Source organism: Alteromonas sp. KS69 (assembly GCF_003989595.1).
Classification (GTDB): Bacteria; Pseudomonadota; Gammaproteobacteria; order Enterobacterales; family Alteromonadaceae; genus Alteromonas; species Alteromonas naphthalenivorans.
In genome coordinates, this window is record NZ_PYHU01000003.1 from 15,590 (window position 1) to 41,299 (window position 25,710).

Sequence of the window (25,710 nt, forward strand, 5' to 3'; positions counted from 1 at the left end):
GCGTAGAGTAACAGATATTAGGGATAACAGGTATTAAGGCCTAGCGCCTTCATCTAAAATCTCGGTAACAACGGCTTTCACATCCGCATATCTGCAAAACTCACAACTGCCAAACCCTGCAACTTGCCTTACTTTTAGACGGGTAAATAAAGGCATGGTCATGGCGGTTAAAAAACGGCAATAGATAGATTCAGTGATAGTTTCGTTAAACTTACCTTCAAGGTGTGTATTAAGGGCTGCCATCGCGTGGGCTACTTGTTCTTTATCTGGCTGGGGGATAGGCGTTGAATAGTCTAATTTGGCCACTTTACCATTGCACACACTGCAATGGCCGCATTCTTTTGGCGCCCGTTGGTCATCAAAATACGCCGATAAGTTATAGTTTAAACAGGTGTTAAGCTCGAAGAACCGTACCAGCGCAGCAATACGTTTTACTTCTTTACGTTCATTTTCAGCAAAATAGTGGGCGAGGTTTTCGGCTAGGCTATTGGGTGAATCATCTGCTAACAGTGCGTGCTGATTTACCTCATATACATCGGTAATTAACCGCGACGCTAGCTCGATATGATTATGTTCGTGTAAATATTCTAATGCCGTTACTACTCTTGCGCGTTCAGCCCCGTAGTGCTCAAAAATACTGTCGAAATTCACTACGCCCCATACTTTTTTCATATTGGTATGGGTGAAAACGGCGTTTAGAAAATCGCTTCGCTCTTTGCTAAATAAGTTGAGAATATCGGCTTTATTGGTATTAAAACGGTATTTGAATTCGGCAAAATAGGCGTATAAAGGGCGAATAACCTTGGCGAGTTCTAGTTGTACTAGCAAGGTTTTAAGCGGCAGCTGACGAATATTGCTTAAGGTCGACAAGCTATTTATTTGGGTTTCCCATTGGTACGTACCGCCACTTGGGCCGCCGTGTGAGGCACTAGTACTTTGCTCAGGAGCTTGACTGGCAATGTCTTTAATTACCCGTTCAATAGCGGATTTGTCTGGCGTATCGCCATAAACAAAGTTTTCAATAGTCACTAGGCCATCTAGGTTGGCCAGCACAGTGCAGTTTGCGTTTTGTCCGTCGCGGCCACCTCGACCAATTTCTTGGCTGTAGTTCTCGATAGACTTGGGTAAGTCGTAATGTACAACAAAACGAATATCAGATTTATCAATGCCCATGCCAAAAGCAATAGTGGCCACTACCACTTGTAGCTTGTTCACCATGAAATCTTGTTGAATGTTTTGGCGAATATCGCTGTCTAGTCCGGCATGATAAGCGCTTGCTGCGACCCCATTTTGTTTTAAAAACCGTGCGACTTGTTCGGCGGTTTGTTGCAACGTTACATATACAATACCCGCGCATACAATACCCGCGCCTTGCTGGCGCTGAAGTTCTTCCAGTAAGGCTTGGTTTTTATTCTTCTCAACAACCGGCAGTACATTCAAATTAAGGTTGGGCCGATAGAATCCCGTTTGAACAATATTATCTGTCGCAATATTAAACCGACGTGCCATATCAAGCTTCACTTTTTTAGTGGCCGTCGCAGTCAGCAGTAACACTAAGGGAATGTTTAATTCTTGCTGATAGGCTGGTAGTTTCAAGTAATCAGGACGAAAGTTGTGCCCCCATTCAGAGATACAGTGGGCTTCATCAATTACTAACATTGAAACTTGAATCGACTCTATAAACTGCCTAAAACGTTCGTTCTTAAAGCGCTCTACCGACACCATGAGTATTTTGCATTCACCAGAACGTACGTCGTTCATGACTTGCTTATTTTGTTCAGCGGTTAGTGTTGAATCGATGCTGGCGGCAGCTATGCCTTTACTATGTAAAAAGGCGAGCTGATCTTTCATCAATGCCAACAACGGCGACACTACTAAGGTTAGATGTGGTAGTTGTGTTGCTACAAATTGATAGCACAGCGACTTACCTGAACCCGTGGGAAATATGGCAAGTGATGAGCGCTGATTAAGCAGACTATCTACAACCTCTTGCTGACCACTACGAAACGATGGAAATCCAAAGAGGGTTTGTAACAATGAAGAGTAGTCTGTGGTCATTAAGCTGCACATTCCTGTATTTAATTAGGGGTATGATACCGCAATTAAGCAGGTGCATATTACCTCAATTTATCTATTCTCTTTCAAATCTTCCGGCGTATTATCAGCCACCACGGCATCTCGTTCACCCATAGGCTTGTCTTCACCCACGGTACTGTCTGCGGTAGTTTGAAGCTCGATTGACGAGTTTACTTCAGCGCCAATAAGTATGATGTAGGCGCTTAAGTACAGCCACATGAGTAGAATGATAATGCCACCTACCGAGCCGTAGGTTTTGTTGTAGCTGGCGAATTCATTCAAATAAATAGAAAAGCCATAAGATGCAGCAATCCATAATAAAGTGGCGAACAACGACCCCGGTGTAACCCATCGCCACTGTGCTGAACGTCTATGAGGTGCGTAACGGTATAGTGCAGAAAGTCCAATATTAAAGAGCAACAGCAATACAGGCCAGGTTATCCATGAAGCTTGCTTGAAGCTTATTAAGCCGCCAGAAATCCAACTTATTAATTCCGGAAGAACCGTAATGCAAACTAGCGCAACAATGACGGTGATTATCATGCAAATGGTGCCAGTTATGCGGGCAATTAAGCCTTTAAAAAAGCCTCTGCCATTGTCTTCGATATAGGTAATATTGCATGCGGTAATAAGTGCGTTGGCCCCTTTACTGCTACTCCATAATGATAAGAAAAGCGTTAGGAAGAAGCCCCATCCCAAGGCTGAGCTGGATTTTTGAGTAAGGTTTTTAAGTTGTTCTTCAATAATATAGCTGCTGTCGCTAGGCACTACGTTAACCAGCAAGGCCATATGATTTTGTAACTCTTCGGGTGACACCATTAAGCCATATAAGGAAATGGTGGCACCAAGAAGCGGGAATATCGCTAGTAAGCAGTAAAACGCAACGCCCGCGGCGATAAGAGGGATATTATGGCTTTGGATGTTGGTAAATGTACGTTTAACAATACTCCACCAGTTTTTTAGCGTTAACCCCAAAGCAGACTCTGCCTGAGTAGATTGCGTTGTGCTCATGTAATTCCGTTCACGTTACTTGTCTATGGGTTTATACAGCGCAGAGAACAAGTAAGATTACAAAAAAATACCTGCTAGTTCATTTGTTGTTACAGTTAACACGCGCGATAACCTGTTTAACGCTATTAACGTAGCGTGATAAAGGGGGCTGTTTTACTCTTATTGCATTTCGCAACTTCAGCAGGCGTGCCTTTAGCCACTATGTTTCCTCCAGCATCACCCGCACCTGGGCCAATATCTATAATGTAATCACTAGATGACGCAACTTGCATATTGTGCTCTACCATTACCACGCTGCTGCCTTCATCTACCAATGTATTTAAGTGTTTCATTAATAACGAAATATCCGCAGGATGAAGCCCGGTAGTAGGTTCGTCTAGTACGTAAAGGGTGTGTTTTTTGTCGGCTCGTTTTAGCTCGGTAGCCAGCTTTATTCGCTGTGCTTCTCCCCCTGAAAGTTCGGTGGCGGGTTGGCCTAATCGTAAGTAGCCCAAGCCCACTTTCACCAGCGCATCAAGCGCACGAAAAACAGGGGCTTCATTGGCGAATAGGTTATGTGCCTCTGCAACACTTAGCGACAGTACATCGGCTATCGATAATGAATTCCAGGTAACGTCTAATGTGTCTTGGTTGTAGCGTTTTGTATCGCAAACCGGGCACGGGGAATACACCGATGGCATAAAGAGTAATTCTACCGATACAAAGCCTACCCCCTCGCAGTTGGCGCACCTTCCTTTGGTGGTGTTAAACGAAAATCGACCTGCATCGTAGCGTCGTTTTTTCGCTAATGGTGTGGCGGCGAATAGTTTACGCACATGGTCGAATAGCCCTGTGTAAGTCGCTAAATTCGAACGGGGCGTTCTGCCAATGGGGGATTGGTTTACTACGACTAATCGCTTTATTTGTTCGGCATCGCTTGCTTTGTCGTCTGGGCTGTAACCCTCAATGCCACCTTCACTGCCACTATTAATATTGCTGCTATCTATATAGCCGCTAGCTGGTTGCTCTTCGTTGCTTTCCAGCAACGTGGCTTCGGTAATAACTGCTGCAGGGTTATTGCTAGCGGCGCTTTTGCCAGCAGAGCTATTAGTAGTAGCGTTTTTATCCGGCGCTCTGCTAGTGCCGAGTGACGCTTTCACTAACTCCACCAGTGCATGGCTGACTAAGCTCGATTTACCCGAGCCTGATACGCCGGTTACTGTGGTAATAGTGCCAAGGGGAAACGCGCAGTCGATACTATTAAGGTTGTTTTTAGTAATGGCTTTTAATGATAGCCAGCCTTTCGGGGCACGGTTGTGATGCTTAAGGGCCAAAGCGTTATTGAAAAGATACTGTGAGGTTATTGAATTCGATGCTTTTTCCAATGCATCGACAGGTCCGCTATATACCAACTCACCGCCGTTTAAGCCTGCATTGGGGCCTATATCCACAACCCAGTCAGCGTGTTTAATGACACGGGGATTATGCTCAACCAAAAATACGCTATTGCCTGCTTCTACTAGCATATCAAATGCGTCTAGCAATGCGGTTACATCGTTCGGGTGCAGGCCAGACGATGGCTCATCCATAATATATATCACGCCAAACAATTTCGATTTTATTTGGGTGGCTAGCCGTAACCGCTGTAATTCCCCGGCTGAAATCGACGTGGTGCTCCGCTCTAACGAAAGATACCCCAATCCGAGTGCAATAATGGGTTTGATACGAGCAGCTATGTCTTTAGCAATGTTTTGAATAACCAGTGCCCGTTCGTTGTTTTGGGCTTCGGCTGTTTCAAGTAGCGTATTCAAATGTTCTACCACGTCGCTCAACGAAAGTTGAGAGAAGGCGGATATGTCTAGGCCGCAGAGCGTAACGGAAAGTGAAGCCTGTTTAAGCTTTTTCCCATGGCATTGTGGGCACGTTGAAACAGCAAGATATTGCGCGACTTTTTGCTTTATCTTTTCTTTTTGAGAGGTTTTGAAGGTTTCAAGTACATAGCGTTTAGCGCCAATAAACTTACCGTTATAGCTGGCGGGTTCGCCTTCTTCCCTCGCGGCTTGGGTCTGCGCCAAGTTGTAATTTCTGTAGACCGGTACTTGGGGTGTATCGTCGGTGTATAAAATCCATTCTCGCGTAGATTCGGGTAATTCCCGCCAAGGTATATCGACATCAATATCTAACGACAGTAGAACCCGCACTAAATTTTTACCTTGCCACGCGCCAGGCCAGGCAGCAATGGCTCCTTCACGAATGGTGAGGGTAGGGTCGGGCACCAGTTTGTCTTCGGTTACATCAAACACAGTGCCAATGCCATGGCACTTCTCGCAGGCACCCTCAAAGGTATTTGGCGAGAAGCCATCGGCGTAAATAATCTTTTGATTTACGGGGTAATCACCTGCACGGGAATACAGCATACGCAGGCTGTTTGAAATGGTGGTGATACTACCTACCGATGAACGAATTGAAGGCGTTCCGCGGTTCTGATGCAGCCCAACTGCGGGTGGCAGGCCCTCGATACTATCTACATCGGGCGTTTCAATTTGATCAATCAACCTTCTTGCATAGGGGGAAACCGAATCTAAATAACGATGCTGCGCTTCTGCGTACAAGGTGCCAAAGGCGAGTGAGGACTTACCCGAGCCAGAAATGCCCGTAAAGGCCACAATCTTGTTTCGCGGAATATCAACATCCACGTCTTTTAAGTTGTGAACCCGTGCACCACGAACCTGCAGAAAATTGTCGTTAGTTATTGTCATGCTTCCCTTACCATCCTTAATACTTTTCCACCTTACAAAATAAGGTGAACCTAGAATGAGTAAGCTGCATGCATTTATAACGATCATTTTGGAGGCCATAAAAAGTCACGTTTAGGAAAGGTAAATACGGCTTTTATTTATTTAGCGTGCTAAGTAATGTTATTGTAGTTAGCATGCTAATCAATTTTGAGGTGTGTATGTCTGCACAAAAGCCGTTTCACGAAACGCTAGATTTTACGCTTGTTGGAAAGATGGGCCGAGTACACCGGTTATGCAGAGAAGCTGTTACGTTAACTGTTGAGCCCTTGGGGTTAACGCAATCAAGATGGCTCGCGTTAATGCATATCAATTTAATTGGCGAAGGGGTTACCCAATTAGCGCTAGCGCAAAGTTTAGGCATAGAAATGCCTTCGCTAACCCGCACATTAAAGCAGCTTGAAGAGCTGTCGCTGATTAGCCGCCAAGTTGATAACAACGATAAGCGCAGAAAAAAACTATATTTCACCAAGGAAGGCCATGTTGTTTTGAATTCGCTAAATGAAAAAATAGCAGATGTAAAACAGCAGTTTTATGCGGGACTCACCCATGAACAGCTCGATGCAATGGCGCGGGCATTGTTGCAAATAGAGCAAAACGCCTCAGCCTGCATTTCTCAACAGGAGAAACGAGCTAAAAGTAACACAGAGGAAGATGAATAATGACGCCCGATCAGAAGTTTTCTCGCTACGTAAGGTTATCCTTAGTCAGCTTTGTGTTGATATTTATTTACTACCTCATTGCTGACACCTTTATGCCAGTTACGCCCCAAGCGCGAATTTATCACCCTGTTGTACAAGTAGCGCCTCAATTAAGTGGCGAAGTCACACAGGTTTTTGTTAGCAACAATCAAACGGTAAAAGCCGGCGACGTGCTATTTCAAATTGATAGAGGGCCTTACGACATAGCGCTAACGCAAGCAAAGTTAGCGTTAGATGATGCCAAATTACAAAACAAACGACTTGATACCAATATTAAATCGCTAGAGGCTCAAATTAAGGCTGCTAGTGCCAAGCTGCACGAGCAAAAGTTACTTCAACAACGCAGCACCGCGTTATATAAGCAACGCGCGATTTCAGAGCAAGAACTTGAGGCTATGCGGGCTAACTATGAAGCGAGTGTTGCCAATAAATCAGCCCTTGAAGCGCAGTTATCTGAAGCCTTATTGGCAAGAGGTGATTCGGGTGAAAATAACCTTACTGTTCGCCATGCCGCAAACCAGCTTGCCGAAGCCAAACTAAATTTATCATATACCCAAGTGCGTGCGCGAAATGATGGTGTTGTGTCTAACATGCAGTTACGTGAAGGGGCCTATGCAGTAAAAGGGAATCCGCTACTCGCGATAGTAACCAGCGAGACCGATTTGGTAGCCGATTTTAGAGAAAAGTCGTTAACGCACATGGCCGAAAGCAGTGTTGCTAAAGTGGTGTTCGATAGCTTACCTGGTGAAGTATTTGATGCGCATATTGATTCGTTTGAGGCCGGGGTTAGCGATGGCCAGTTAAGTGCAAATGGTACGTTAAGCGTTACCGAAACAAGTAATCGATGGGTGCGTGATGCTCAGCGTCAACGGGTTCATATTGTCCTGCAAGACAACGAAGCCTTAGTAGAAGGTATGCCAAGTGGTGCCCGTGCCACAGTTCAATTGTTACCTGAATCAACATTAGGCCAGTGGTTTGGTACGTTGCAAATTAACGCCATTAGTTGGCTGCATTACATTTACTAGCGGAGGCTAAATGTCGACAACAGTTAGCCAAGGGCCGCAGTTAGATGCCAACGGTCTGCGCCAAGCATTACGTGTAGCGGGTGGCTGTACCCTTGGCTTTGCCATCAGTAACTTGATGAACTGGCCTTATGGTATTTTCTTTACGGTTTATCCCATGTTGTTGCTGGGGTTAGTACCTGTTATTAGCAAGCCAGTGTTAAAGCAGTTCATCGCCAGCGCGGGGTTTAGCGCCTTTATTGTATTGGTATTGCAAGGGCTGTTTTCCCACATTCCAGTGGTGATGACCCTTATTGTGTTTCTATGCTTTTGTATCTTGTTCTATCAAATGAGCAGTGGCGGCGGCTTTTTGTTTGGAGCGTTAGGTGCAGTAGGGCTTTCAATACAGCTACACTTTTCAAGCTATGTAACCGGCGTAGATACTGTATACCCGTTAATAGTGAGTAACGGTGCAGCTACGCTTTTATCAATTGTTATTGCGGTTCTCATGCATGGCATATTTCCGGATGTTGCACCGCGCATACCTCGTGTTCCACCGCCTAAGGCGAAAGAAAGTATTCGTCACGAAGTGCTGTTATGTGCAAGTGTGGCAACCTTATCGTTTGTGGTGTTTCAAGCGTTGGATCTGCAAGACTCGATATCAGCTCAGGCGTCATCGGTGCTTATTCTATTTTCGCTTTGCTGGAAAGCGGCAAGTCTCGCTGGGTGGCAACGGGCTATTGGTACACTCATTGGTTGTAATTTAGCACTGCTGGCGCAATTGTTTTTGTACAATCACAGTGATTTTTTACTTTTTCCGGTGCTTGTGTTGTGGATTTTAGCATTCATTTTTAGCCGCTATCATATTTTAGGTGGCGGGATGCCGGGCATTGGGTTTGGTGTGCTAACCACGTTTGGTATTTTGTTTGGAAACTCGCTAACACCCAACCAAGATTTAGTTTACAGCGCGCTTTACCGTTTTAGCTCTGTGGCCGTAGCCATTGCCCTTAGTTTGAGTGCCGTTTACGTCATGCATCATATTTTAAATCGCTTTAGCGTTACCCGTCACCATACGTATGAATAGCAAAGTAGAATGACCAAGGGCTTGAGCCGAGTGTTTATCGAAAGCGGAAACTAACGGGTAAATAAGCCATACTTTTTTGCTACTTGGGTGCAAATGAACGTGGTCAAAAAAACGACCACAATCACCAAGAGCGTTTTAGCATTCTCTAAAGGCCAGATCATTTCTACAATCTTTACGGTGGTTACAGTGATAACAATAATACATGCCATTAAAAGGGTATAGCTTATAATCTGTTTAATATTCTTCAGCATATTGGCTCCTAATAAAGGGCCTTAGCCCCTAAAATTACTCATCAGTTGTGGATGTGGTGCGCTCGGACATCTTGTCGCCAACTTTACTACCTGCATATCCTAACCCACCAGAAATAGCACCTATAGCAGCACCAACCCAGCCACCACCACGGACACCGCCTAGAGCTCCTGCTCCCATCGATGCAGCTAATCCTGCTATGCTAAAATCGCCCCAGCAGTGCTCTGCGCACCCGCCTGATACAAGGTCTACCTCATTATTTGTAAGAACTTCCATTATTAATTTCTTCTAAAAGTGTTAACCCAAAAGTGGGAGCACTTAAAATACTCACGCTTGTTAACAAAGGTAACTGATCTTGAGAATAGTTCTTGCCGTGTAAGGAGGTTAAATACAAATTTACCGCATATAATTTTGATGGGAAAAAAGTAGAGCATAAAAATGCCGAATGTTTTCACATCCGGCATTTTTGTTGAGTTTTAACTTACAAGATTAATTAAAAGCTATAAGTCACTTTTCCGTAAACATAACGGCCCGTGAATCCATAGGGCGAGAAGCCCGAGTATGGGAAAATCATCGAGAAGGTCGTTACGTCATCAACTAAATCGCGTGTAGCTTCTGGGTAAACATCGAAGATGTTATTCGCACCAACCGATACCGCTAGGTTGTCAGTAAGGGCTACGCGAACATCTAAATCTGTGATCCACTCAGAAGGTATAATTTCGTTACGTGCTTCAATTGATGATGGGTCTTCTACTTCGCCGTATCGTGTGGTGCGCAATGTTGCATTGTAACGGTCATAAGACCAAGTTACACCAAGGTTCACTTTGCTATCTGGCGAGCTTGTCTCGAAACGACGCAGTTCTACATCGTCAAACAAGTTACTTTGATCGAAGCCTGCGCCTTGGAGCACTTCTGGCGCTTCTAAAATATCGGTCACTTCATTATCGTTGAAGTTAATACCCGCATTGAAGTTAAACGCACCAAAATCAGCTGTGTTTAATGTGTATGTAGAAACAATATCTACCCCTTCAGTACGAGAATTAATCGCGTTCAAGAAGAAGCGAGCCTGGTTAGCACCAGTGCCTTCGAGCAACGCTTCAATAGCATCACCCGATAGGTTGTTCGACAACACGATACGATCGTCAATATCAATACGGTAGAAATCTACGGTTAGGTTGAAATTGGCAGTAGGCGAGTAAGTGAAACCAGCGCTGTAGTTATCAGATTCTTCAGCATCAAGACCTGGGCTACCCAATGCCTGTGCAACATCACTTGAGGCGGCAAACGTACCCGTTTCAGTTGGCTCGCCATCCACGAACACAGTTGCAATAGAAGTAAAGTGCTGTTGTTGCAACGACGGCGCTCTAAAGCCAGTCGATATAGAGGCGCGAAGAGCCAAGGCATCAGTAATGGTTACTCGGTGTGACATTTTCCAGTTAAAGGTACTGCCAAAATCTGAATAGTCTTCATAACGACCTGCTACTGCTACGTTCCAGTTTTCTAGTACATCGGCTTCTACATCTACATAAAAGCTGTAGTTGTGACGTGTGTTTTCACCTGCTGACTCTGGCGTGAAGCCAGGGAAAACTTGTGAGCCAGCTGAGCCAAAAGGGCCATCAACAGGGTCGGTAACTACGCCACCTGGGCCAAACGTACCTTGGACATACGAGTTTTCTTCACCAGCGGTAATCTCATAGCTTTCGTGGCGGTATTCTGCACCCATAGCGAAGTTCATTTCGCTGAAGAAATAGCCTGTATCAACTAAGCGAGATGCATCAGCGTTAATAATGGTAGTGTTGTACTCCAGCTCACCCGCGTTAAAACTAGTTTGGCTTGTTGGTCCAAGCGATGTGTTCAAGCTATTCACTACGCTGTACTCTAAAGCATTGCCACCGTGGGTAAGTGACAAATCGTAGTTCCACACATCGCCGTAACCCTTAATGCCGCCTAGTACCGACATATCTTGAATATCGGTTTGAATAGATGGTAAGAAGCCGTCAGGGTAGATAGAAGTGATGTTACGGCTATCTGATGCTCTGCGGTAAAAACCGCCGCCAATAGAATCACGCGAACTAAAGCCCGCAGTACCGTAAAATTCGACACTGTCGTTAATGGCTTTACCTGCGTTTACAAACAGCGCGTAATCTTCTACTTCACCGTTACCATATACATGGTTGTAGCGGTTAACAGTGAATTCTCTTTCATCTAAATTACCATCAGCGTCACGAGCATAATTTTCGCGAGTATCGAAGTCTGAACGGTTCGACTCACCACGGTCGCGGTATTCAGCTGAAACATTTATAAATCCGTCATCGCCCCACTCAAAGCCCATATTGCCACGAAGGGTAAGGGTTTGTCCGTCGGTCAGTTCACGATCTGAACCTGTATTGATTGCAAGGTTGCCATCTGCATCGGCACTAACGCCCTCAAGGTTAGGCACGCCGTCCATTGTAGTTACGTTTGCACCGTAAGTGGCTGATACTTCACCGCCTTCGCTAGCGTCTTTCAATACAATATTGATAACACCAGCAATGGCGTCTGAACCGTATTGAGCCGCTGCACCATCGCGCAATACTTCAATGCGCTTAATCGCGTTAGCTGGTATAGCATTTAAATCCACAGCAGAAGAGCCGCGGCCCACAGAACCGTTTAGGTTAAGTAGTGCTGAAGTATGGCGGCGCTTACCATTTACTAAAACAAGCGTGTGATCTGGTGCTAAACCGCGAAGCTGTGCTGGGCGAACATGGTCTGTTCCATCAGTAACAGAAGGTTGCGGAAAGTTGAAGCTTGGCAACAACGAATTGAGGATCATGTTGGTTTCGGTTAAACCAGTGGCTTCAATAGAAGACGCATCGATAATATCGATAGGAACCGGAGAGTCATTAACAGTGCGGCCTACGCGGCGCGAACCAACAATTTGGATTTGCTCAACATCTTGCTCGTCGATGTTGGTTTGTTCTTGAGCCATTACCGACGTTGAAAACGGTATAGCCGCTATAGCACCTGCGATCAAGGAAAGCTTGAAAACAGAAGCGTTAAAATTTGCTTGTTGCATTGTGTGTTCCTGAATTTTTATAAGTGTATTTTTAAAGCGAATGAACGTTGCAGTAGCGCAGTGCTTTTGCATGCACGAGTTACACGTATTTTTGGTACGCATACTGCTGTTACTTCTTTTCTGTTGCGGGGTGCAGCTAAAAGCCGTGTTGTCTGATAAGACTTATAATTATTAGATGTGATAAACGAGTTTCGTTTATGGAGCTGAGTTAAGCACAAAATCAATTAGTCATACAATACTAAAGTTGTAAATTTTTAATAGTTTCGATGAGACGTGTATTTCAAGCGGCGGCATGTCGAATTTTCGCGATGAAGCATTTCATTTCAGAAAGCGAAAGAGGACGAAATCTTTCTATAAAGTTTTTTAACTTCTACGTATGGAAGAAATCTCTTAAATTGGCTTTGTCTTTCTTTTAATTGACTTTATTGCTTACCTGCATAATGTAGAACTCGCAAACGCAAATTTCAGCGTCTAAATTGTATAGAACAAATAACAATAACAGGGATACAGATGAAAACTTTCTTTAAATGGTTAGGCATAGGTGTGCTGGTAATTATACTGGGTGCAGCCGCCTGGGGTACACACGAGTGGAATGCTGAAAAGCCATTTTCATTTCGCGTATTTTTAGATAGAACCCTTATTCAGCAGGCATTGAAGAGCCCCCAAACGTTGACCTCAATTGGCGTGTTAGATGGTATGGGCATAAAAGGTCATAACGCCCATTTGGACGATGCCAGTTTAGCGTCTTCACAAGCCACGTTTGATGAGCTTATGCAGGTTAAAAATGTGCTTGTGCAGTATGAAGATTTGGATGAAGATCAGCAATTATCCAAAGACATCGCGCTGTACTTACTCAACACCTTAAGCGGGTTCGAAAAGTACCAATATCATAGTTACCCCTTTAACCAAATGTCAGGGGCACAGAGCAACTTTCCTAGCTTTATGGATGGGCAGCACCCGATTACCGATGTAGAAAGCGTTGATTTCTACATTAGCCGTTTAAGTGAAAGTAAGCGCTATTTCACTCAAATGCTTGAAGGGATGAAGTTGCGCGAAGAGAAGAATATCCTTCCGCCACGCTTTGTTATTCAGCGAGTCATTGACGAAATGCAGGGGTTTATCGATAAGCCAGTAAAAGAAAACATTCTGTATACCTCGGTTCAGCGCCGCATGAAAGAGTCTGATGAAATTGTTGAAGCTGACTACGACGGGCTTTTATCCAACGTTGCGACTGAAATAGAAAATACGGTTTATCCTACTTACCAAATGCTCATCGATTACTTTACAGGCCTTAAGCCAAAAGCGGGAACCGACGATGGCTTATGGCACTTAGAGGGGGGAGGCGAAGCTTATAAACTTGCCCTGCGTTTTTTTACTACCACCGATTATTCTGCCGACTATATTCACAATGTGGGTTTATCAGAGGTTGACCGTATACAAGCTGAGATTCTGGCGATATTAGCGCAAGAAAGATTTGATGTTAGCCAAGGATTTACTGCTGCAATAAATACGCTAGCAGAGGACGAACGCTTTTATTACCCAGATACCGCCGAAGGACGGGAGCAAATTCTAGCCGATTATCAAACTATTCTAGATGAAATTGACGCAGGCCTTGGCGATGCGTTTTTAGTACGCCCAGAAGCGGGTATGGAAGTGAAACGTATTCCACAGTTTAAAGAAAAAACAGCTCCAGGTGCGTATTATGAAGCCCCCGCGTTTGATGGGTCTCGCCCGGGCGTTTTCTTTGCGAATCTTTACGATATTAAAGCAACCCCTACCTACAGCATGCGAACACTTGCTTATCATGAGGGGATACCGGGTCATCACTTTCAAATTGCCATTGCAATGGAGCTAGAAGGTTTACCTATTTTTAGAACGGTCGCTCCCTTCGTGGCCTATATCGAAGGCTGGGCGCTTTATTCAGAACGCTTGGCGTGGGACCTCGGTTTTCAAGATGATCCGTTTGATAATATCGGTCGCTTACAAGCCGAGCTTTTCCGGGCGGTAAGGCTAGTGGTTGATACTGGTATCCATGCGAAACGCTGGACCCGTGAAGAAGCCATTGACTACATGCTAGCTAATACAGGTATGGCCGAGTCTGACGTAACCTCAGAAATCGAGCGCTATATTGTTATGCCAGGGCAAGCAACGTCTTACAAAGTGGGCATGATGAAAATTCTTGAGTTGCGTGAAAAAGCCAAACTAGCGTTAGGTGATAAGTTTGTTTTAGGTGAATTCCATGATGCGGTTCTGAAAAACGGGGCCGTGCCATTAGATGTACTAGAGCAAATTATCGATAAGTATATTGCCGACACGCTTAGTTAAACTGTTGATAATACCAAACTAAGCAATTGGCAGTAGGCTTGCCCGACGATTCCTATTAAAGATGGTTGTTTAACCCGGCTAGGTAAAGCCAAAGTAGCTTAATAACTACGAGGCGTTACTGCTTAGCGTAACGCCTTTTTTATAAGTAGATTTTAATAAGTGTCTGAAGGGAAACAGACTAGGTTAACCCGTTTACAAACTCCTGAATGCAACCGTTCACTGTAGCGTGTTGTTCTGCAAAGACCATATGGGTGCCATTTTCTATAATGTTTAGTTTTGCGTTAGGTAATTGGCCTAACAGGAACTCAGAATATTTCACCGGTGTCATAATATCTTTGTTACCCACAATAAGCTGTACTGGCAATGTAATGCTACCTATCTCCTGCATAACGTCAAAGTTGTCACAAGCCGTAAAGTCTTTCAGCATCACTGCGGCGCCATTGTTAATGATTGCCGAATTTACCTCAGTTCTTAACGGCTCTTGCAGTTGTTGGTTTGAAGCCAATAGGTAATCGGGGAATGCTCCGCCTCCTTCTATAAGCGCTGCTAGTGACGTAAGCAGTTGTGGCATTACTTTTAATTTAGCGCCCGCACCTATTAGCACCAGTGCTTTAAATCTACTTGAATCAAAAGTCGTTAATTCGCTTGAAGCCAGCAGAGCAGCCTGCATGGCTACGGCACTTCCTAAAGAATGACCCACCAACACCACGTCTGTTAAATCTTCTTGTTCAACGGTGTTAAGCACCCATTGAGCAATGGATTTTACATCGCATAATGCTTCGCCATCAGGGTGCCCAGGAAAATTTAAAGCAATGCTGTTGTTGAAAAACGATACTTGGTGCGCCCACACGTTATTCGTGCAACCTGAGCCATGTAAAAATACGAATGTCATCCTAAATGCCTTTTCGAGAGTTCTACTCACTCTATAACGAAAGGAATTAATATTCTACGCTCTAAACGATAAGGCCAGCAATCGATTGCGCGTTATCGCCCTACAGATTTCTCCGAGAGATACATCCGACAGATTCCCCCCAAAGAGACATATTCGATAATGCCTACAATAACCTTGAGTACATATCGGTATAGATATTGTAACGGTATTGATGAAGGTACCTAGAACCGAAGGGTTTGGGCCGTTAATTGTGAGGAATTTACAGCTTCATGAACTATTCGCGTAAGGATTTCACATGACGGATCTCTTCTCGCTATATAATTTAGAGGCAGGTTTGAGTAAAGACGAGTTTGGCGCTTATTGCGACATTAGCTACAACCTTTTCTGTTAGCTATTGGCGCGAGTGAGACTAAGGAGAGCATGATGAGTAAAACTGCAATTTTGTACAGAATGGTGACCGATAATCATATTTGTCCGTTTGGTTTACGTTCCAAAGACTTGCTAGAGAGAGAAGGGTATAACATAGATGATCGTCCCCTCACTTCTAGGGAAGAAACCGACGCGTTCAAGGCAAAGCACAACGTTAAAACAACCCCACAAACGTTTATAAATGATGAGCGTATTGGTGGGTACGACGATCTTCGTGCTTTTTTTAATAAAGGTGAAGCAGGGCAGTCGGGTACCACCTATACCCCAGTAATAGCTATATTTTCGGTAGCTGCGTTATTAGCGTTAGCATTTCAATATACGGTAGCAGGTGCGTATTTTTCCATTCGTACTCTCATGCTGTTTATCGCGTTTTCGATGTCGCTGCTGGCAGTACAAAAACTCAAAGACCTATTCAGCTTTACTAACTCGTTTATTACCTACGATTTGCTAGCAATGAAGTGGCTACGATACGCCTATATTTACCCGTTTGTAGAGGCTTATGCTGGTATTGGTATGGTAGCTCAACTACCCGCGTTAGCGGTGGCGCCGTTCTCCCTATTTATAGGTACGGTGGGAGCGGTTTCAGTGGTCAAAGCGGTATACATCGATAAACGTGAACTCAAGTGTGCCTGTGTAGGGGGCGATAGCAACGTGCCATTGGGCTTTGTTTCGCTAACCGAAAATCTATTCATGATAGCCGGTGCTCTGCTGATGTTTTTCTATATGTAGCTGGGTTTATCCTCATGTAAAACCTTCACAAATGCTGAAAAAGTCGCATGCCAAAGGTTCCGGCTAAAGCACTATAACTTTTTGGCCTGAATGAAAGTTCAGTATAAACAAGTGATTAAGAGGTTTTGGGTGATGGTTTGGTTATTGCAGTCACAAGTTACATATATAAGTTTGTTATTGGAATTGCCAGCTTAGAAGGTGTTCCGCTGATGAGTGTTCATCCGGTTAATCTTCGTTTTTCAGCTTTGCGTTATGCAAACAACTGAATGGGAAGCGGCAATAATGTTGAGTAGAAATAGGAGTTTTACAATGAGCAACCAGCAAAATTTAGAAGGCAAAAAAATCGCTATTTTAGCTACTGATGGTTTTGAGCAAAGTGAACTGGTGCAGCCAAAAGATATGCTTACCGAGCAAGGCGCTACAGTAGAGATACTTTCAATTGATGATCAAAGCAGTATCACTGCATGGAATGAGGGGAATTGGGGTAAACAAATATCGGTAGATGCTCAAGTTTCCTCGGTATCGCCAAGTGATTACGACGCGCTCGTATTGCCTGGCGGCCAAATTAACCCAGATATCTTACGTACTAATAACGATGCGGTTTCATTTATTAAGCAAGCCCACGCAGAGCCTCGCATTAAAGCACTTGCTGCTATATGTCATGGGCCATGGTTACTGGTTGAATCTGAGCTAGCAAGAAACAGTACAGTTACTTCTTTTCCCAGTATCAAAACAGATTTAATTAATGCCGGTGCTACCTGGAAAGATGAGCAAGTGGTACAAGATGGCAAATTGGTAACCAGCAGAAATCCAGATGACATCCCAGCTTTTGTAGAGAAGATTAGTCAACTCATTGCTTAGGTTTGTAAAGTGAGAATATAAACTCACAGGTAGAATTTTAAGCGAGCAAGTAATTAGCGTTAACAGGAGTATGCATGTCTAGTCAGAAAACAGGTTCAAAGGTAATTGTAATAACCGGTGCGTCAAGCGGGATAGGCAAAGCGACTGCACAAGCACTGGTAGATGAAGGTAATAAAGTTGCCTTAATTGCCAGAAGTGAAGACAAGCTTAACGATTTGGTGGCAGATCTTGGCGAGGCTAATGCCTTTGCCGTTACTGCCGATGTGAGCGATTTCAATGATTTAGAGAAAGCATTTAGCAAAGTGGCTCAGCATTATGGCCACGTAGATGGAGTATTTGCAAATGCCGGTACAGGTGCAAAAAGTGCCGGTATTGAGAACGGCGACGTTGCTGAATGGAAAAGTATGTTAGGCGCAAACGTGAACGGCTTGCTGTACACCGCAAAGCTTGGGCTTCCTTTGCTGAAAAAGACTAAAGGTCACTTTATTCTAACAAGCTCGGTGGCAGGGCGTATTGCTTTAAAAGGCTCGGTTTATGGCGCAAGTAAATGGTTTGCCTACGGTTTTGGCCAAAACTTAGCGGAAGAAATGAGAGAGTGGGGCGGTAGATGTACCACAATTTGCCCTGGAATGGTGAACACCCCTTTCTTCGATGAGCCCAAGGAAGACAAACTTCAGCCCGAAGATATAGCAAAGTCGGTTGTGTTTGCCCTTTCAGCTAACGATTCGGCCTGCGTACGAGAAGTGTACGTTATGCCAACATCGTAAATAATGTAACAGGCTCAATTGCCTACAAGTTCGCAGTAGGCATATAGCAGGGGATGTAAGAAATCCCCTGCTATATGCATTGATGATTCAAAGTTTTCACAAGTTTGTCGTTACATTTGCCTCCACTCTTATCTACTCAATCTTCGGTCAAATCCGGAAGTGGAATTTGGGAGTTGAATTTGACAGTTGAATTTGGCAGTTCAACAAACGCCTAGCGTATTTTAAGCGAGAATGAAATTATTCAAACAGCTCAATATTGGTAAGGAATACATATGAAATATTCAAGATTTGCAGCGATGATAGTCACCTCTACCATCGTCATGTTTATCATGATGTACCTAAACACTTATGCCATTTCCCATATTTGGTTTAGCGAAACCCGTACTTATATGGCGTTGTATATGGGCGCGGGAATGGCAATCATCATGCTCTCGTTTATGTTGGGTATGTATACCAATAAGAAACTGAACGCGTCTATATTCATTGCTGCAATCGCCTTGTTTGCGGTGTGTTTATACTTAGTTCGGTCACAAGCAACTGTTTCAGATTCAGCGTATATGAAGGCGATGATCCCTCACCATTCAATTGCAATTCTTACTAGTGAACGGGCAAATATAGAGGATACTCGAGTGCGTGAACTCGCTGACAATATCATCTTAGCGCAGCGCAGAGAGATAAAAGAGATGGAGTGGCTTGTTAAGGATATTGAGAGCAACGGAAAAGTTACTTCGGCAGCTGAAGCTGAAAAGCGTTCTGTGCCGAATTTCGAGGCAAAACTAAATCCAGAGGTTAATTAGGCATGCAACGTGACTAACAATGGAGCGGGGAACACTTGCTCCGACCAATAACGACTAACGCAAGTGGGCGTACAATGCTCTATACGCTAACCGGCAGTATTCGTTAATCACTATGAAAGGGGCGAGCATGCTGTCTAGGTCGCCCTTGATTTAGTGAACTATAGATAAAGCTGAGTCTATGAAGAAGACAGTTAGCGATTACAGATATGTGCAACTACGTTAAGTAGCGGCATTGTTATAGTGTCGTATTCTAAAAACTATTGAATTCTAAAGAGTATTGAATTCTAAAGAGTGTGGGTTGCAAAAATCCACATACCCACCGAAATAAGTATGACTCCACCAAATGTCTCGGCTCGTTTGCCTATTAAAGAGCCCATTAAACTACCCAGCATAATACCTATCGTTACCATCAAAAACGTGGCCAAACCAATTAAGCCGGAGGCCGTCATGATATTTACATCAACAAATGCAAGGCTTGCGCCAACCGCCATTGCGTCTATGCTAGTACCAAACGCAGTCACACATAGCAAAATAAACGACTGCTTTTGCGTTTTACTTTCATCATCAATGGCAGGTTGAAAGCTTTCAAAGACCATATAAACGCCTAAGCCGGTAAGAATAATCAACGCAATCCAATGATCCCACGCTTCTACATAAGAAGAAGCTGCACGCCCTATTATCCAACCTACAATAGGAGTGGTTGCTTCTATTAAACCAAATGTAAAGCCGACTTTGATAGCAAAGCTAAAACGAGGATTCTTTATTTTGACACCCTTACCTATAGCGGCAGCAAAAGCATCAGTAGACATAGCAAAGGCAAGTAAAATGAGAGCAAAGATACTCATACTTCAAAACTCCGGTCAGGCAATATTGAGTCCACGATAAAACCACACGCCTGACCTTAGGGCATGGAAATATCGATGGTCTCGCCAACCAAGTGGTGTTTGTACCATGGTCATGTGACCAATTATGTTGACACAAACTTTTCCATGGATAATGGAAACAGGCTACTCCCCAACGAAGTGTAAATAATAATATAAATTTTGGAACCAAAGCAACTTGATTAAGCACAAGATTTGCTTAGTAATATTTAAGTTAGGTGGCGCGTTGCGATTTTCTCAAAAGAATAAGCGTCTACTAGTCACATCAGACGCGTTAAACCCGCTTGATGCGTATACCGTCAGTTTCCCCTTGGTGATCACACGATATGGGGGCCGAGTATTTACTGTAGACACCACCGGTCCCTATATAAATAATCAAAAAATAAACTGTGCCTGAGAGTGATAATCTACCGCCATAGCAATTGATAACGCAGTAATATTGACGATAGAGAACCCGAACACTTGTCGTGCCCAACCTTCAATATTGATATCGCGGCGATATCCTCGCAGTGCCATAATCAACCACCATAAGCTGGTGGAAAATGCGACTGCCAAAAAGCCCACACCCGTATAACCACTAATTGGCAACAGCAGCGTAACCATGGCATATACCGCAATGTATAATACGATGTGTTGCTTAGCTTTTGCGATGCCTTCTGCCACCGGCAATACCGGTATATTGGCAGCTTCATAATCTTTGAAACGGAAGATAGCGATGGCATAAGAATGGGGCATTTGCCATATACTGAACATCACTAGCAAAATCGCGGCGGCGGTGTCGAACTCAACGGTTACTGCACAGTAACCTACCACGGGCGGTACCGCGCCAGATAAGCTACCAACAAGGGTGCCATACACAGAGTTACGCTTCATGTATAAGCTATACACGCCTACGTAAACCACATAACCTAAGGCAGCGAAAAGCACTGCCGTAAGATTGGTGTAAAAAGCCAGTAAAGCGAAACCAGCAACCCCTAGCACTACACCGTGCCAGAAGGCTGCTTTCAACGACATTTCGCCGGTGACAGTCACTCTAGTGCGTGTTCGCTGCATTTTGGTGTCGATGTCGCTGTCTATGCAATTGTTAACTGCACATCCAGAAGCCACCACTAAAGACAAGCCAATCAAGGTCGCTACCATCAAAGGCCAGTCAACATCCCCGCGGGCGGCAAGTAAAAAACCACCTGCTACGGAAATTAAGTTGCCCATGATGATACCGGGCTTGGTGACCGATAAATAGCGTCGAAATATCGCGTTCATTTTACTGTTTACCTTGTTACTTATGCATAATGAATAGCAATACGCTAATACATCATCATCGCGTTAGACTCGTAAATTATCCAAATAGACAGCCCTACTACCATGAAGATAATAAGTGCGCTGAATAAAAACGAAATGGTACTGGCTCTGCCGTCTTCAGTCACAAAGTTAAGGTGAAGAAAGTACTTCAGGTGAACCCAAATTTGTACAAGTGCGAAAACGACGATGCTCCACAGGGTAGTTACTTTTGAGAAGTCGCCTTCCATAACCATAACAAATGGAATAAGCGTCAATATCACCGATAGCACAAAGCCAATAAGATAAGTTTTTACGCTGCCATGCTCGGCAGCGTGATTGACTGAGTTTGCATTGTCATCGTTAGCACTATTTCCCGCTAAGGCACTGGTGCTAAATTTATTAGAACGATGGCCTGTCATTATATTGCCCCCATTAAATACACCACGGTGAATACGCAAATCCACACAATATCGAGGAAATGCCAGAACAAGCTTAAGCAACTCAGGCGCGTTACGGTTTTTTCAGGTAAGCCTCGGCGGGATACCTCGATGAACAAAATGGTCATCCAGATAAGCCCCGACGTAACATGAAGCCCGTGTAACCCTACTAGCGAGAAAAAGGCGGTAAGAAACGCACTTTCTTGAGGGCCATTGCCATGTACGATTAAGTGATGGAACTCATATACTTCCATGCCGATGAACGTCGCACCCAAAACCCAGGTGATAGCTAACCATGCTAACGCACCGCTTTTGTTTTGCTTGTGCGCACAAATCATGGCGAAGCCGAAGGTGATACTACTAACGAGCAGGGCAGCGGTTTCAACCGCCACAAAGTTTAGTTCGAAAATATCTTTACCAGATACCCCGCCAGCGGTGTTCATAAATAACACCGCATAAGTGGCTAAGAATGAAGCGAATAACAAACAATCGGTCATTAAGTACAGCCAAAAGCCGAATACCGTATTGTTTTCGTGATGTTCGTGGTCGTGGTCTAAAGCGTGCTCTTCGTGAATATCGTGAGCTATATCATTTGCTAGTGCGCTCATACAGACGCTCCTTTCGCATTGGCAGCTAAATGCGCGTGTTCAATTTTTTCAATCTCATCTACCTGAACGTAGTAATCAACATCAGAGGTGTAACAACGCTTAATAAATACACCTATTCCAGCAATAAGCCCAACAGCAGCTAACCACCAAATATGCCAAATAAGCGCAAAGCCCATTACCGTGAAGCTCATACTCATAAATACACCCGCAGAGGTATTCTTCGGCATGTGAATAGGCGCGTATTTCTCAGGCTTTTGATAGGAATCGCCACGTTCTTTTGTGTCTGTCCATGCATCGATATCTTTGATGTGTGGAATATTGGCGAAGTTATAGAATTGAGGCGGAGACGCCGTGGACCATTCCAGTGTGTGTCCATTCCACGGATCGCCTGTGGTATCGTTAAGCTTGTCTTTGTTTTTAAAGCTTATGAACAACTGCAATAATTGGAAGAAAATACCAAGGGCAATAACAAACGCACCTACTGCCGCAATGTAGAGCCATAGGTTCCAGTCAGGGTTATTGGTGTGATTAAGCCTGCGGGTCATGCCCAAGAAGCCCAGCACATACAAAGGCAAGAACGCCATCATGAAACCAATTTGCCAGCACCAAAAGGCGGCCTTACCGGTTCTTTCATCAAGCTTGAAGCCCATGGCTTTCGGGAACCAAAATGCAAAACCCGCTAAGTAACCAAATACTGCACCACCAATAATGGTGTTGTGGAAATGAGCAATCAAAAATAAGCTGTTGTGAAGCACATAGTCGGCACCAGGAATAGCCAATAGCACACCGGTCATTCCACCAATGGTAAAGGTCACCATAAAGCCCAATGCCCAAAGTACAGGCACGCTGAGTACCAATCGGCCACGGTACATGGTGAATAACCAGTTGAATAGTTTCACCCCTGTCGGCACGGCGATGACCATGGTCATAATACCGAAGAACGCATTTACATTGGCGCTTGAGCCCATGGTAAAGAAATGATGTAGCCATACCACAAAGCCTAAAATAGCAATTGCGCCCGATGCATACACCATAGAGGTGTAACCGAATAAGCGTTTTGCCGTAAAGGTTGAAATAACTTCTGAGAAAATACCAAAAGCTGGTAGCACCAAAATATAAACTTCAGGGTGGCCCCAAGCCCAGAATAAATTAATGTACATCATAGAGTTACCACCTGCTTCGTTAGTGAAGAAGTGGAAGTCTAGATAGCGGTCTAGTGTTAGCATGGCTAGCACTGCCGTAAGAATAGGGAACGACGCGGCAATAAGGATATTTGCCCACGTGCATGTCCACGTGAAAATTGGCATTTGCATCAATTTCATGCCCGGTGCACGCATCTTAAATACAGTCACTAAAAAGTTAACCGCAGTAAGTAGCGTGCCGAGCCCTGATATCTGCAAGGCCCATATGTAGTAGTCGACGCCAACCCCCGGGCTTAATTCAAGCCCCGCTATTGGCGGATAAGCTACCCAACCTGTTTTTGCAAATTCACCTATACCTAATGAAATATTAATGAGAATGGCGCCGCCAGCGGTAAGCCAAAAACTTAAATTATTCAAAAAGGGGTAGGCAACATCACGAGCACCAATTTGCAGCGGCAGCACAATGTTCATTAAACCAATCATAAATGGCATGGCCATAAAGATGATCATAATCACGCCGTGGGCGGTGAAAATTTGGTCGTAGTGTTCCGGTGGCAAATAGCCAGGCGCACCATTAGTCGCTACCGCAAGTTGGGTACGCATCATAATGGCGTCGGCAAAACCACGTAGTAACATCACCATAGCCAGCACAATGTACATAATGCCTAGATGTTTGTGATCCACAGACGTGATCCAGTCATTCCACAGTGTGCCCCACTGCTTGTATTTTGTAATGAGTAGCGCAATAGCAATACCCACTACAGCAATCACTGCCAACGTAACCATAATAATAGGTTCGTGGTAAGGCACTGACTCTATAGATAATTTACCTAAAAAAGACATAATTATTCGTTAACCTCTTCATGATGACCCTTGTGAATATCAGGCATAGCTTTTTTCATACCTGTAGCAGCGTTATTAGGCTTGCTGTAAAAATCCATTGAGCCGTGGTCTTTCATATATTTCATTAGTATTTCGTGGAATAACCCATCACTTACATCGCTGTAGTAGGTCACAGGGTGATTTTCGGTCGGTTCTGCGAGTTCTTTGTAAGTGCCAGAAGTTAATACTGTATCTTCTTGCTTAACCTTTTGTACCCAATCGTCGAAATCAGCTTCAGTAGGGGTGGCAATAGCATCGAATTTCATGCCCGAAAAACCAGCGCCACTGTAGTTGGATGAAATGCCTTTAAACGTACCAGGCTCATTTGCAATGAGGTGTAACTTGGTTTCCATTCCGGCCATTGAGTAGATTTGACTGCCCAATTGAGGAATGAAAAATGAGTTCATGGCGTTCTCAGAGGTAATTTTGAAGGCGATGGGTTTGTTAGCAGGAAAAACTAATTCGTTAACCGTAGCAATGCCTTGCTCTGGGTAGATGAATAGCCACTTCCAGTCTAAGGACACCACCTCTACAGTGAGATGCTCACCTTTGCCTTCGAGCGGCGCGTAGGGGTCTAACGCTTGCGTTGAACGCCAAGTAATAACGCCTAGCGCAATAATAATGAGTACCGGAACCGACCATACCAAGGCTTCAATTTTGGTAGAGTGGGCCCATTTCGGGGTGTAAATTTCAAAGTCGCGACTGGCGCGATATTTCCAAGCGAAATAAAGTGTTAGCACAATGACGGGGATCACAACAATGAGCATAAGAATGGTGCAAAGAATGATGAGATTCTTTTCATCCACACCTACTTGCCCTTTAGGATCGAGTACGCCGCCGCTGCAACCGGCCAGCATCAGCACGATTGTGGTAAAAGTTAATTTAAAGAGGTTACGAATAGACAAAAATATTTTTCCTATAACCCGTAAGTTCAAGGGAGTGCGGCAATTAGCCAGCGCAGATAAACAGCACCGACGAGCAGCAAAATAAGCAGCAAATAGAGCATCGATATGTATATCGAAGACAATAGATAGCCGCTGTGCTTAATCCGCAAAGACAAGCACGCAATTTAGCGTTTTCGGGTAACGATTAGTGTTTACACATCGACATCAAAAACGGTTAGCTAAGAGTAGGAGGTGCTCGGCTACCAATTTTTTGAATAAAGGGATGAGGGTATTTGTGAAAAACGAATGGAACAGGTTGGTCATTGCCAACAAATTGAGCTCTAGCGGTGGCACAGGCATGAACTTGAAGGCCAACCAGCACCAATATTATGGTTGGAAGAGAAAACAGGGAAAGCGCTTGGTTAAAAGCCGCAATGAAAAAAGGCTCAATAACAATATTGTCGTGAAGTGCACTAACAAACTCGCCTGAATCGGCCATTGTGCCGCTGGCTATCAATGCTACGTTAAGCAGTAAGGCTGCGTTCGCAATCCATAGGAATACCCCTACACCCGTGGTGTAGCGTTGAAGCTTCTGCACAAATGCTGCGAAAGCAGGCTGCAGAAAAACATCAATGGAAGGGTATGGATTGGCCATGCTTACGTAAGAATCCTCGAAAATTGCAATTGCCTAGACTGAAATTGCCTAGATAATCGAATGAACTTGAGCCGTTATTTGAGCGTGGGAGAGTAATGATTAATTCTATTTATCACAAGGGGGAGCAGGACCACCTTATTAGAAGTCGTCTCAATATAAACTCTCTATTTTCCCTTGTGTTAACAAAAAATT

General features: G+C 44.3%; 22 protein-coding genes and 1 riboswitch. Of the genes, 8 read left to right on the forward strand and 14 right to left on the reverse strand.

Features of this window, described 5'->3' with window-relative positions; all coding sequences use genetic code 11:
• Window positions 1–33: 33 nt before the first annotated feature.
• The 3 genes from C7Y69_RS01540 to C7Y69_RS01550 form a co-directional block, all read right to left on the reverse strand.
• Window positions 34–2,058 carry an ATP-dependent DNA helicase RecQ gene (locus C7Y69_RS01540; protein ID WP_126871576.1) on the reverse strand — a complete coding sequence of 675 codons (2,025 nt, stop codon included), beginning with the start codon at window positions 2,056–2,058 and terminating at the stop codon, window positions 34–36.
• Between the two features lie 69 nt (window positions 2,059–2,127).
• Window positions 2,128–3,087 carry a YihY/virulence factor BrkB family protein gene (locus tag C7Y69_RS01545; RefSeq protein WP_126871577.1) on the reverse strand — a complete coding sequence of 320 codons (960 nt, stop codon included), beginning with the start codon at window positions 3,085–3,087 and terminating at the stop codon, window positions 2,128–2,130.
• A gap of 125 nt (window positions 3,088–3,212) precedes the next feature.
• On the reverse strand, window positions 3,213–5,825 hold the full coding sequence (locus C7Y69_RS01550; RefSeq protein ID WP_126871578.1) for an excinuclease ABC subunit UvrA: 2,613 nt from the start codon (window positions 5,823–5,825) through the stop codon (window positions 3,213–3,215).
• A gap of 197 nt (window positions 5,826–6,022) precedes the next feature.
• Between C7Y69_RS01550 and C7Y69_RS01555 the strand changes: the two genes are divergently transcribed.
• The 3 genes from C7Y69_RS01555 to C7Y69_RS01565 are packed head-to-tail and all read left to right on the forward strand — an operon-like array spanning window position 6,023 to window position 8,647.
• Window positions 6,023–6,523 (forward strand): MarR family transcriptional regulator, encoded by a 501-nt coding sequence (locus C7Y69_RS01555; protein WP_126871579.1) that lies wholly within the window; start codon window positions 6,023–6,025, stop codon window positions 6,521–6,523.
• Window positions 6,523–7,587 carry an HlyD family secretion protein gene (locus C7Y69_RS01560; protein ID WP_126871580.1) on the forward strand — a complete coding sequence of 355 codons (1,065 nt, stop codon included), beginning with the start codon at window positions 6,523–6,525 and terminating at the stop codon, window positions 7,585–7,587. The genes C7Y69_RS01555 and C7Y69_RS01560 overlap by 1 nt, the downstream gene beginning before the upstream one ends.
• Before the next feature lie 10 nt (window positions 7,588–7,597).
• Window positions 7,598–8,647: a DUF2955 domain-containing protein gene (locus C7Y69_RS01565; RefSeq protein WP_013783063.1), complete on the forward strand. Its 1,050-nt coding sequence runs from the start codon at window positions 7,598–7,600 to the stop codon at window positions 8,645–8,647.
• Between the two features lie 50 nt (window positions 8,648–8,697).
• Here the strand turns inward: C7Y69_RS01565 and C7Y69_RS01570 are convergent, their stop codons facing one another.
• The 3 genes from C7Y69_RS01570 to C7Y69_RS01580 form a co-directional block, all read right to left on the reverse strand.
• Complete coding sequence (locus tag C7Y69_RS01570) at window positions 8,698–8,898, reverse strand: hypothetical protein (protein WP_013783064.1); 201 nt, start codon at window positions 8,896–8,898, stop codon at window positions 8,698–8,700.
• A gap of 34 nt (window positions 8,899–8,932) precedes the next feature.
• A complete protein-coding gene (locus tag C7Y69_RS01575) occupies window positions 8,933–9,172 on the reverse strand; it encodes a hypothetical protein (protein WP_013783065.1) in 240 nt (79 codons plus the stop codon).
• 217 nt (window positions 9,173–9,389) lie between these two features.
• The gene (locus tag C7Y69_RS01580; RefSeq protein ID WP_126871581.1) at window positions 9,390–11,951 is read right to left on the reverse strand and encodes a TonB-dependent receptor plug domain-containing protein; all 2,562 of its coding nucleotides are present in this window, start codon (window positions 11,949–11,951) and stop codon (window positions 9,390–9,392) included.
• 510 nt (window positions 11,952–12,461) lie between these two features.
• On the opposite strand from C7Y69_RS01580, the gene C7Y69_RS01585 reads away from it, so the two are divergent.
• On the forward strand, window positions 12,462–14,276 hold the full coding sequence (locus C7Y69_RS01585; RefSeq protein ID WP_013783067.1) for a DUF885 domain-containing protein: 1,815 nt from the start codon (window positions 12,462–12,464) through the stop codon (window positions 14,274–14,276).
• 178 nt (window positions 14,277–14,454) lie between these two features.
• Here C7Y69_RS01585 and C7Y69_RS01590 read toward each other — a convergent pair whose 3' ends face one another.
• Complete coding sequence (locus C7Y69_RS01590; RefSeq protein WP_013783068.1) at window positions 14,455–15,168, reverse strand: alpha/beta fold hydrolase; 714 nt, start codon at window positions 15,166–15,168, stop codon at window positions 14,455–14,457.
• 423 nt (window positions 15,169–15,591) lie between these two features.
• Here C7Y69_RS01590 and C7Y69_RS01595 point away from each other — a divergent pair, with 423 nt between their 5' ends.
• The 4 genes from C7Y69_RS01595 to C7Y69_RS01610 all read left to right on the forward strand — a co-directional run bounded on the left by C7Y69_RS01595 (window position 15,592) and on the right by C7Y69_RS01610 (window position 18,751).
• Window positions 15,592–16,326 carry a MauE/DoxX family redox-associated membrane protein gene (locus C7Y69_RS01595; protein ID WP_013783069.1) on the forward strand — a complete coding sequence of 245 codons (735 nt, stop codon included), beginning with the start codon at window positions 15,592–15,594 and terminating at the stop codon, window positions 16,324–16,326.
• Between the two features lie 309 nt (window positions 16,327–16,635).
• Window positions 16,636–17,187 (forward strand): type 1 glutamine amidotransferase domain-containing protein, encoded by a 552-nt coding sequence (locus C7Y69_RS01600; RefSeq protein ID WP_013783070.1) that lies wholly within the window; start codon window positions 16,636–16,638, stop codon window positions 17,185–17,187.
• A 74-nt stretch (window positions 17,188–17,261) separates the two neighbouring features.
• The gene (locus tag C7Y69_RS01605) at window positions 17,262–17,954 is read left to right on the forward strand and encodes an SDR family oxidoreductase (RefSeq protein ID WP_013783071.1); all 693 of its coding nucleotides are present in this window, start codon (window positions 17,262–17,264) and stop codon (window positions 17,952–17,954) included.
• Between the two features lie 272 nt (window positions 17,955–18,226).
• Window positions 18,227–18,751: a DUF305 domain-containing protein gene (locus tag C7Y69_RS01610; protein ID WP_013783072.1), complete on the forward strand. Its 525-nt coding sequence runs from the start codon at window positions 18,227–18,229 to the stop codon at window positions 18,749–18,751.
• A 284-nt stretch (window positions 18,752–19,035) separates the two neighbouring features.
• Here C7Y69_RS01610 and C7Y69_RS01615 read toward each other — a convergent pair whose 3' ends face one another.
• From C7Y69_RS01615 to C7Y69_RS01645, 7 genes are all read right to left on the reverse strand, one after another.
• On the reverse strand, window positions 19,036–19,596 hold the full coding sequence (locus tag C7Y69_RS01615) for a manganese efflux pump MntP family protein (protein ID WP_013783073.1): 561 nt from the start codon (window positions 19,594–19,596) through the stop codon (window positions 19,036–19,038).
• Between the two features lie 41 nt (window positions 19,597–19,637).
• A riboswitch (yybP-ykoY riboswitch) is annotated at window positions 19,638–19,779 on the reverse strand.
• Between the two features lie 228 nt (window positions 19,780–20,007).
• Window positions 20,008–20,883 carry a heme o synthase gene (cyoE, locus tag C7Y69_RS01620; RefSeq protein ID WP_202945453.1) on the reverse strand — a complete coding sequence of 292 codons (876 nt, stop codon included), beginning with the start codon at window positions 20,881–20,883 and terminating at the stop codon, window positions 20,008–20,010.
• Between the two features lie 53 nt (window positions 20,884–20,936).
• Window positions 20,937–21,329, reverse strand: coding sequence for a cytochrome o ubiquinol oxidase subunit IV (gene cyoD / locus C7Y69_RS01625; protein WP_013783075.1), 393 nt, complete (start codon window positions 21,327–21,329; stop codon window positions 20,937–20,939).
• On the reverse strand, window positions 21,329–21,955 hold the full coding sequence (gene cyoC / locus C7Y69_RS01630) for a cytochrome o ubiquinol oxidase subunit III (RefSeq protein ID WP_126871582.1): 627 nt from the start codon (window positions 21,953–21,955) through the stop codon (window positions 21,329–21,331). Before cyoC ends, cyoD begins: the two co-directional genes overlap by 1 nt.
• Window positions 21,952–23,940, reverse strand: coding sequence for a cytochrome o ubiquinol oxidase subunit I (gene cyoB / locus C7Y69_RS01635; protein ID WP_126871583.1), 1,989 nt, complete (start codon window positions 23,938–23,940; stop codon window positions 21,952–21,954). Before cyoB ends, cyoC begins: the two co-directional genes overlap by 4 nt.
• 2 nt (window positions 23,941–23,942) lie before the next feature.
• Window positions 23,943–24,884, reverse strand: a complete 942-nt coding sequence (gene cyoA / locus C7Y69_RS01640) for a ubiquinol oxidase subunit II (RefSeq protein WP_013783078.1) — start codon at window positions 24,882–24,884, stop codon at window positions 23,943–23,945.
• Between the two features lie 214 nt (window positions 24,885–25,098).
• On the reverse strand, window positions 25,099–25,518 hold the full coding sequence (locus C7Y69_RS01645) for a hypothetical protein (protein WP_013783079.1): 420 nt from the start codon (window positions 25,516–25,518) through the stop codon (window positions 25,099–25,101).
• Between the last annotated feature and the right edge of the window lie 192 nt (window positions 25,519–25,710).

Coding starts and splice junctions, on each gene's coding strand:
- C7Y69_RS01585 (WP_013783067.1), top strand. CDS start 12,462: ATGAAAACTTTCTTTAAATGGTTAGGCATAGGTGTGCTGGTAATTATA.
- C7Y69_RS01645 (WP_013783079.1), bottom strand. CDS start 25,518: ATGGCCAATCCATACCCTTCCATTGATGTTTTTCTGCAGCCTGCTTTC.
- cyoC (WP_126871582.1), bottom strand. CDS start 21,955: ATGAGCGCACTAGCAAATGATATAGCTCACGATATTCACGAAGAGCAC.
- C7Y69_RS01555 (WP_126871579.1), top strand. CDS start 6,023: ATGTCTGCACAAAAGCCGTTTCACGAAACGCTAGATTTTACGCTTGTT.
- C7Y69_RS01540 (WP_126871576.1), bottom strand. CDS start 2,058: ATGACCACAGACTACTCTTCATTGTTACAAACCCTCTTTGGATTTCCA.
- cyoB (WP_126871583.1), bottom strand. CDS start 23,940: ATGTCTTTTTTAGGTAAATTATCTATAGAGTCAGTGCCTTACCACGAA.
- C7Y69_RS01595 (WP_013783069.1), top strand. CDS start 15,592: ATGAGTAAAACTGCAATTTTGTACAGAATGGTGACCGATAATCATATT.
- C7Y69_RS01590 (WP_013783068.1), bottom strand. CDS start 15,168: ATGACATTCGTATTTTTACATGGCTCAGGTTGCACGAATAACGTGTGG.
- C7Y69_RS01615 (WP_013783073.1), bottom strand. CDS start 19,596: ATGAGTATCTTTGCTCTCATTTTACTTGCCTTTGCTATGTCTACTGAT.
- C7Y69_RS01575 (WP_013783065.1), bottom strand. CDS start 9,172: ATGGAAGTTCTTACAAATAATGAGGTAGACCTTGTATCAGGCGGGTGC.
- C7Y69_RS01565 (WP_013783063.1), top strand. CDS start 7,598: ATGTCGACAACAGTTAGCCAAGGGCCGCAGTTAGATGCCAACGGTCTG.
- C7Y69_RS01580 (WP_126871581.1), bottom strand. CDS start 11,951: ATGCAACAAGCAAATTTTAACGCTTCTGTTTTCAAGCTTTCCTTGATC.
- C7Y69_RS01550 (WP_126871578.1), bottom strand. CDS start 5,825: ATGACAATAACTAACGACAATTTTCTGCAGGTTCGTGGTGCACGGGTT.
- C7Y69_RS01545 (WP_126871577.1), bottom strand. CDS start 3,087: ATGAGCACAACGCAATCTACTCAGGCAGAGTCTGCTTTGGGGTTAACG.
- C7Y69_RS01560 (WP_126871580.1), top strand. CDS start 6,523: ATGACGCCCGATCAGAAGTTTTCTCGCTACGTAAGGTTATCCTTAGTC.
- C7Y69_RS01570 (WP_013783064.1), bottom strand. CDS start 8,898: ATGCTGAAGAATATTAAACAGATTATAAGCTATACCCTTTTAATGGCA.
- C7Y69_RS01605 (WP_013783071.1), top strand. CDS start 17,262: ATGTCTAGTCAGAAAACAGGTTCAAAGGTAATTGTAATAACCGGTGCG.
- C7Y69_RS01610 (WP_013783072.1), top strand. CDS start 18,227: ATGAAATATTCAAGATTTGCAGCGATGATAGTCACCTCTACCATCGTC.
- cyoD (WP_013783075.1), bottom strand. CDS start 21,329: ATGACAGGCCATCGTTCTAATAAATTTAGCACCAGTGCCTTAGCGGGA.
- C7Y69_RS01600 (WP_013783070.1), top strand. CDS start 16,636: ATGAGCAACCAGCAAAATTTAGAAGGCAAAAAAATCGCTATTTTAGCT.